This is a genomic window from Streptomyces sp. NPDC002690 (assembly GCF_053592415.1).
On sequence record NZ_JBSFVR010000344.1, the window covers coordinates 1 to 7,970 of the forward strand.

Genomic DNA, 7,970 nt, shown 5'->3' on the forward strand with positions numbered 1-7,970 from the left:
ACAAGACGCAGGCCACCCTGCCGCTCGTGCCGGCCGTCGTCGAGATCACCGGCGGCACGGTGCCGGTGGTCGCGGCCGGAGGGTTCGCCGACGGGCGCGGGCTGGCGGCGGCTCTCGCGCTCGGCGCCGACGGCGTGATGATGGGAACGCGGTTCGCGGCGACCGAGGAGTCGCTGGCCACCGCCGGATTCAAGTCCCACTTGGTGTCCGCGCGGACCGCCGACACCGTCGACACCCGGGCGTTCGACGTCGTGCGCGGCATCCCGTGGGACGAGGTCTACCGGGCCCGTTCCGTCAGCAACGACTTCACCCGTACCTGGACCGGGCGGGACGCCGAACTCGCCGCCAAGAGGGCCTCGGTCGAGCCCGAGTGGGCCGCCGCGGTCGCCCGCGACGACACCACCCAGCGCGCCATGTTCGCGGGGGAGGTGCTCGACCTGATCGAGGACGTCCAGCCCGCCGCGCAGGTCGTCCGGCGCGTCGTGTCCGACGCCGAGGAGATCCTCACCGGCCTCGCCCGCCGGATCGCCCCCGCTCCCGGCCCCACGACCTGAACCAGCTCGCCCCACCGGCCCCACGACCTGAACCAGCGGCTCCACGGGCCCCTTCGCACGCGCAGCGCCTGAGCCGCTCCGCTGCACACATCGCCTCGCACGAACAGCTCGAACTGCACCTCCGTACGCGTCGTTCCGCACGCGCAGCGCCTGAACATCCCTGCCGTACAGGTCACTTCGCAGGGTCGGTGGCTCGACGGACCCGGCGCATCCGGCAACTCGCACGTACGGACCGAACCGCACCCCACCACATGCCACTTCGCACCCACGGAGAACCGGAATGATCCACGTACTCACCCTCACCTACCTCACCCCGCGTGAGACCGTTCTCGCGCACATGGCCGAGCACAAGGCATGGCTGCGGGATCAGGGCGACCAGGGCCGCATCCTGTTGAGCGGTCCGCGCCCCGAGGGCGGCGCCGTCATCGTGACCGCGGACCTCGACGCCACCGAGGTGCGCGAGCTCGTCGATACCGACCCCTGGACCAAGCTCGGTATCGCCTCGTACGAGCAGCTCGCCTTCGAGGGCCGCAACGCCAGCCCGGGCGTCGTCACCGCCGCCGTGCCGGACGAGGGCGTCTTCCTCATCAACGTGGCCACCACCGAGGACGCGCCCGCCAGCGTTGCCGCGCTCGCCTCCGCGGTCGAGCACGTCGCCGCGACCGCGGACGGTTTCAAGGGCTCACGCCTGCTGACGAGCGTCGACGGCGACGCCATCGTCAACTTCGCGGCCTGGGCGGATCGGAAGTCCTTCGACGCGATCTTCGAGGACCCCGAGTTCGCCCGCCGCTACCAGGAGTTCGCGACGACCACGACGGGTGCGAAGTACCGGCTCTACCGCACCAGCCGGGTCATCACCCCCAACCGCTGAGCCCCGCCCCGCACACCCCCCACGCCTTCCCCCCACCTCTCGCCCTCACCCACTCTTTCCCCGAGGAGAATCCATGTCAGCCTCGTCCACCCCGGCTCCCTACGACCTCGTCGTCATCGGGTTCGGCGCCGCCGGCCTGTCGGCCGCACTGTCCTTCGCCGAGGCCACCGAAGGCCGCGACACCCCGGCCCGGATCGCCGTGCTCGAACGGGCGACCGAGGAGAAGCGCGGCGGCGCCACCCGCTGGACCGGCGCGTTCCTGCGGATCACCGAGGACCGGCAGCTGGACACCGACTGGGCCGACCATGTCGGGCGGGTCTCCGGCGGCCTCGCGGACGCCGACTACTGCCGCACCGTCGAGCGCGAGACCCCGAAGGCGCTGAGCTTCGTCGAAAAGCACGGAGTCGAAATCGCCTTCGAGCCCTTCCCCCTGCCGCACACCTTCAACGGCGGCACCCCGTCCATGAACCCGCCGGCCAGCCCCCGCGGCGGCGGCGCCTCCATCGTCGAACACCTGGGCGCCGCCCTGGAGAACGACCCGCGGGTCGAGATCCACTACGAGACCGAGGCGCTCCGCCTGACGACCTCCGACGACGGCACGGTCGACGGCGTCCTCGTCCGTACCTCCGACGGTCACACCCGGCGGATCCAGGGACGCGCCGTGATCCTCGCCAGCGGCGGCTTCCAGGGGAACACCGAGATGCTCACCCGCTACCTCGGCGACAAGGCCTGCGACCTCCCGCTCATCGCCCCGGGCATCACCAACAGCCGCGGCGACGCCCTGCGCATGGCACTGGAGCTGGGGGCCGACACGGCGGGCCAGTTCGACGGCATCCACGCCGAGCCGGTCGACACCCGCACCACCAAGGCCGATGCGGTGCTCTACGGCTTCAGCACGGGCATCTTCGTCAACTCCTCGATGCGGCGCTTCTTCGACGAGGGGCGCGACACCTGGGACAACACCTTCGAACACGTCGGGTACGAGATCTGGAAGAACCAGGGCCAGCAGGCGTACTGGATCGCCGACGCCAAGACCCTCGCGATCCCCGGCTTCCGGAACTCGCTGCTGAGCGATGTCGACCCCGAGCAGGCCGACACCCTCGAAGAGCTGGCCACCAAGCTGGGCATCGACGCCGAGGGGCTGGAGAAGACCGTCGCCGAGTTCAACGCGGCCGTCGCCCCCGGCGAGTTCGACCCGACCCGCCTCGACGGCAAGTCCACCACCGGACTCACGCCGCAGAAGTCCAACTGGGCCGTCCCGCTGGACACCGCGCCCTTCATCGGCGTTCCCCTCACGTCCGCCGTCTGTTTCACCTACGGCGGTGTCCGCACCGACGTCGACGGCCGCGTGGTCACCCCGTCCGGCACCGCCATCCCCGGCCTGTACGCGGCGGGAGAGGCCACCGGCCTCTTCTACCACGCCTACCCGCCGGCCACGTCCGTGCTGCGCTCGCTGATCTTCGGCCGGCTCGCCGCCCACCATGCCGCCGCCGTCCAGTCCGCCTGATCCCGCCCGTCCCGAAACTCTCCCTGGAGGAACCATGAACATCGTCAACATCGACGTGACCCTCCGCGACGGTGGTTACCGCAACGGCTTCAACTTCCCCCTCGGCTACGCGATCGAGCACGCGCGGCTCAGCGTCGAGGCGGGATTCGACTGGGTCGAGATCGCCTACCGCAAGGGCTCGCTCCTGCCCGTCCCGAACATCGGGCTGACGGGACGCGGCGACGACGAGTTCATCGCCGCGGTGGCCCGCGAGATCGGGGCGGGCCGGGTCGCGATGATCCTGCACCCGAAGAACATCACCGAACACGACCTGCCCGCCATGTACGCCGCCGGTTCCCGGCTGGTCCGCGTCATCCTGCCGGCCAAGGGGTACGAGCGCGGTCTGGAGTACATACGCCAGGCCAAGGACATCGGCTTCGAGGTCGGGGTCAACTTCGCCCGGATCAGCCAGTGGGAGGGCCGCGACGTCGTCGAGGTCGCCACCGCCGCCACGGACGCGGGCGCCGACGTCGTCTACCTCGCGGACTCCAACGGCAGCCTCTCCCCCGTGGACACCACCGACCTCACCACCCTGACGAAGTCGGTCACCGGCGGCCCGGTCGGCCTGCACGCCCACAACAACCTGGGGCTCGCCCTGTCCAACGCGATCAGCGCGGTGGCCGCCGGCGCGACCTGGATGGACTCCTCGATCCAGGGCATGGGCAAGGGGCCGGGCAACCTCATCGCCGAACAGTGGCTCGCGCACCTCGACCGCACCGACCCCGAGGCCGCTGCCCGGCTCCACCTCGGTCCCGCCCTGGAACTGGCGGACCTGCTCCTGACCGCCATACCCGAGGGGACCCCCTCCCTGCCGCTGCCCGACCTGGTCCTGGGCCGCTACGACCTCCCGGTCGAGCACCGCAAGGACCTGCTGAGCGGCAGCCACCGCGAGGGAATAGCCACCGCACGCGCGCTCGCCACCGTCCGGTGACGCACACCGCAACCGCTGTTCCCGCGGCGGTCTTCGGACCGAAGGCCGCCGCGGGTCTGGCCAACCCGGCACATGCACTCGTGTTTGGCCCCGTCACCCCCCGCTGGGACGAAGGAGCGTTCTTCGCCCCCGTCACCCAGGTCCTGGCCGACGCCGGCCTGCGGGTGACCGTCGTCGACACCCTCGCGCCGCGCGAGGAGGGCGACGACTCGATGGAGCACTTCGTCGCCCGCTGGCGCGCACTCCTCCCGAGTTACGGCCCCATCGACCTGGTCTGCGGAAACGCCCTCGGCGGGGCGATGGCCCAAGCCCTGCTCCCCGACCTCGGCCCCACCACCGCCGCACTGCTCGTCTCAGGACCGGCCCGCACGGACGCGCTCCTGGAGTCCCGGCTCACCGAGATCGCCGATCTCGCCGCCGACGGCCGCTCCGACTACGCGCTCGCCCTCCTCGACCGGCGCGTGAGGCCCTACGGCCACTGCCCCGCCGCCGCGACCGCCGCCCCAGCACCGCACGACCCCCACGCCGGGAGCCGCCTGGCCGAGGGCATGCGGCTGCTGTGCGGCACCGACGTCACGGCGGCCGTGCGGGCCCACTCCGGGCCGCTGCTGCAGATCGTCGGCGGCAACTCCCAGCTCGTCACCCAGCGCCACACCGCCGCGGCACCCCACCACCGGGTGCACATCATCCCGGGGGCCGGCATGCGCCCCCACTTCGAACGCACCGCAGAGGTGTCCACCCTCGTCGGCACCTTCCTGCGCGAGAAGGGACTCACATGAAGAGCGTCGCTGTCCTCCCCGGCGACGGCATCGGACCGGAGGTCACCTCCGCCGCCCTCGACGCCGTCGACAGACTCAACCTCCCCCTCGACCTGCGCTTCGGCGACATCGGCTGGGAGTGCTGGCGCGAGGAGGGCAACCCCGTCCCGCAGCGCACCTGGAAACTGCTGGAGGAAACCGACACCTGCCTCCTCGGCGCCATCACGAGCAAGCCACTGCGTGAGGCCGAGGCCGAACTGCCGCCCGGACTGCGCGGAACCGGCCTCACCTTCGTCTCCCCGGTCATCCAGCTGCGCCAGCGGCTGAACCTGTACGCCAACATCCGCCCGGTCACCGACCTGGTCGACGGGCGCTTCGACTTCACGGTGATCCGGGAGAACACCGAGGGCCTCTACGCGGGCCTCGACTTCCACGGACTCGACGAAGCCCTGTGGAACGCCGTCCGCGACCACCCCAACGCCCAGGCATCCGGCGCCGCCGCGACCAGCGTCACCCTGCGCCTCCAGACCGAATTCGGCATGGACAGGCTGCTGCGCCACGGATTCGCCTACGCACGCTCGCACGGCCACCACCGGCTCACCCTGGTCGACAAGCCCAACGTCCTGCGCCACAGCAGCAATCACCTGCGTGAGCGGCTCGAACTGATAGCGCAGGATCATCCCGACATCGAGACCGAGATCCTCAACGTCGACGCGGTCGCGCTGTGGATGGTGCGCAGGCCCGAACGGTTCGGCGTGCTGGTCGCCGAGAACATGTTCGGAGACATCCTCTCCGACCTCGGCGCGGGTGTCATGGGCGGACTCGGCCTCGCCCCCAGCGGCAACATCGGCGACCACGGCAGCTACTTCGAGCCGGTGCACGGCAGCGCCCCGAGCATGGCCGGCCAGGACCGCGCGAACCCCATGGCCATGCTCCTCGCCGTCGCCCAGATGCTCGACCACCTGGACCTGGCCGTACCCGGTGAGGAGATCCGGGCCGCGGTACGGACGGTGGTGGCGCGCCGGACGACCGTCACCTACGACATGGGCGGAACGAGCGGAACCCAGGAGGTCGCGGGGGCCGTGGCCGGGGCACTCGCCCCTGCCGAAGGCGAGGCGCGGCCCTCGGCTCCACGGGCCGGAGAAGCACCCTCGGACGACGTGGTCGACCGGCTCGCCCGACTCGACACCGCCTCCGTCTCCGACGCCCTGGACAGCCTCGGGGTCGGCGGCGTCCTCGCCGGCATCGCTCCGAGGGTGCCGGGGACCCGTGCCGCGGGACGGGCGTTCACCGTCACGTACCAGCCCGTCGACGACACGGGGGAGGGCTTCCGCAACGCGGCCAACTACCTGGACGACGTGCCCGAGGGTTCGTTCGTCGTGGTCGACAACGCCGGCAGCACGACCTGCACCAACTGGGGCTCGCTCCTGACGGGCCTGGCCCAGCGGCGCGGGGTGCGCGGCACCGCCCTGCACGGATCGGCCCGGGACATCGCGGAGATCCGCGCCGCCGGCTACCCCCTCTACAGCACCGGCGCCACGATGGTCAGCGGGAAGAACCGGGTACAACTCGCCTCCACCGGCAGGGACGTCACCGTCGGCGGCGTCACCGTACGCCCCGGCGACATCGTGGTCGCCGACGACAACGGCGTCCTGGTGGTGCCCGACGCGTACGCCGCCGAGGTCGCCGAACGCGCGGAGCGCGTCGAGCGCACCGAGGGCGCCATCGGCGCCGCGGTCGCGTCCGGCCTCCGCCTCGACGAGGCCCGCCTCCGGTACGGCTACGCCAAACCGTGGGACGGCGGCAGGCAGCCCTCCCATGCCTGAGATGGCCGCGCACGCGCTGGTGGACGTCCACTACCACGCGGGCCCCGACCTCTACGAGCGCCGGCTCACCTCGGCAGCCGCCGGCCGGGCCTACGCGAAGGCCGGCGGCTGGGTCGTACTGAAGAGCCATCTCACCTCGACGGCGGCCCGCGCCTGGGAGGCCCGGCAGGAGGGGCTGCCCGTATCCGGCACCCTCGTCCTCAACGAACTGGCCGGGGGCATCCGCCCGAGCGCCGTCGAACAGGCGGTGTACGCACACGGCCCGGACACCCCCGCCCGTCTGGTCGTCCACCTGCCGACGCTGACCGGACCCGCGCACACCTCCACGCTGCGACGCACCTCGTTCCACCCGCTGCTCGACGCCGACCGGTGGCGCGCCGACGGCGTCCTCGCTCCCGACGGGCGGCTGCGCCGGGACGTGGGCGAGGTACTCCGTGCGGCCCGCGACCTGCCCGTCGTGCTGGCGACGGGCCACTGCGACCGGGAGGCGGCGCTGCGCGTCGTGGACGAGGCCGTGCGGCTCGGCGTACCCCGCCTCCTCCTCACCCACGCGACCCACCCCATGTCGGGCTTCACCCCCGCCGACCTGGCCGGCCTCTCCTCCGTACCGGGTCTCCACGTCGAAGTCACCGCACTGACACTGCTGCTGGGGCACCACGACGCCGGACACCTCGGCGACGTCGTGCGCGCCCATCCCCGCGTGGTGTTCAGCTCCGACCTCGGACAGCCCGACCAGCCGGACGTCGAGGAATGGCTGGACCTCTCCGCGCGGTGGTTCCACGACGCGGGCCTGACGGCCCAGGAGATCGAGGACATCACCCGGTCCAACCCCGCCAGCCTGCTGACGCCGTGAACCGGACCTTCACCACTCCCCACCCAGGAGCAGTCATGAACGCCCGAACACCGCACGCCTCGCACGCCGCCGTGCACGCGGACATCCAGCATCTCGCCCGGCTGCTGGACGAGACCCTCGTCCGCCAGGAAGGAGCGGACCTGCTCGACCTGGTCGAAAAGGTCCGCCGGCTGGCCCGCGAGGACGGCGAGTCCGCCGACGCCCTGCTGCGCGGAACCGAACTGCGGACCGCGGCCAAACTGGTCCGCGCCTTCTCCACCTACTTTCACCTGGCCAACGTCACCGAGCAGGTGCACCGGAGCCGCGAGTTGCGCACCGCCCGCGAAGGGGCGAGTGCCGCCCTCGCCCGGGTCGTGCGACAGGCCGCGCAGGAGTCACCCGAGGGTCTGGCCCGCGCCGTCGAACACCTCAATGTCCGGCCGGTGTTCACGGCCCACCCCACCGAGGCCGCCCGCCGCTCGGTGCTGAACAAGCTCCGCCGCGTCGCCGCCCTGCTGGAGACCCCGGTCATCGAGGCCGACCGGCGCCGCCACGATCTGCGGCTCGCGGAGAACATCGACCTCATCTGGCAGACCGACGAGCTGCGCGTCGTCCGCCCGGAGCCGGCCGACGAGGCCCGTAACGCCATCTA

8 protein-coding genes are annotated in these 7,970 nt (G+C 71.9%); all 8 read left to right on the forward strand.

Annotated elements, in window-relative coordinates; all coding sequences use genetic code 11:
- Window positions 1-554: NAD(P)H-dependent flavin oxidoreductase (locus tag ACWD3D_RS29800; RefSeq protein WP_451463868.1), on the forward strand; the 554-nt coding region annotated here is incomplete at its 5' end.
- A 280-nt stretch (window positions 555-834) separates the two neighbouring features.
- A complete protein-coding gene (locus ACWD3D_RS29805) occupies window positions 835-1,425 on the forward strand; it encodes a YciI family protein (RefSeq protein WP_451463869.1) in 591 nt (196 codons plus the stop codon).
- A 73-nt stretch (window positions 1,426-1,498) separates the two neighbouring features.
- Complete coding sequence (locus tag ACWD3D_RS29810) at window positions 1,499-2,932, forward strand: FAD-binding protein (RefSeq protein ID WP_451463870.1); 1,434 nt, start codon at window positions 1,499-1,501, stop codon at window positions 2,930-2,932.
- A 34-nt stretch (window positions 2,933-2,966) separates the two neighbouring features.
- Complete coding sequence (locus ACWD3D_RS29815; RefSeq protein WP_451463871.1) at window positions 2,967-3,902, forward strand: hypothetical protein; 936 nt, start codon at window positions 2,967-2,969, stop codon at window positions 3,900-3,902.
- Entirely contained in the window at window positions 3,899-4,681 is a 783-nt protein-coding gene (locus tag ACWD3D_RS29820; protein WP_451463872.1) for an alpha/beta fold hydrolase, read from the forward strand. The genes ACWD3D_RS29815 and ACWD3D_RS29820 overlap by 4 nt, the downstream gene beginning before the upstream one ends.
- Window positions 4,678-6,486 carry an isocitrate/isopropylmalate family dehydrogenase gene (locus ACWD3D_RS29825; protein WP_451463873.1) on the forward strand — a complete coding sequence of 603 codons (1,809 nt, stop codon included), beginning with the start codon at window positions 4,678-4,680 and terminating at the stop codon, window positions 6,484-6,486. Before ACWD3D_RS29820 ends, ACWD3D_RS29825 begins: the two co-directional genes overlap by 4 nt.
- A complete protein-coding gene (locus ACWD3D_RS29830) occupies window positions 6,479-7,339 on the forward strand; it encodes a DUF6282 family protein (RefSeq protein WP_451463874.1) in 861 nt (286 codons plus the stop codon). Before ACWD3D_RS29825 ends, ACWD3D_RS29830 begins: the two co-directional genes overlap by 8 nt.
- 35 nt (window positions 7,340-7,374) lie before the next feature.
- Window positions 7,375-7,970, forward strand: a 596-nt coding sequence (locus ACWD3D_RS29835) for a phosphoenolpyruvate carboxylase (RefSeq protein WP_451463875.1), incomplete at its 3' end; no start/stop codon positions are given.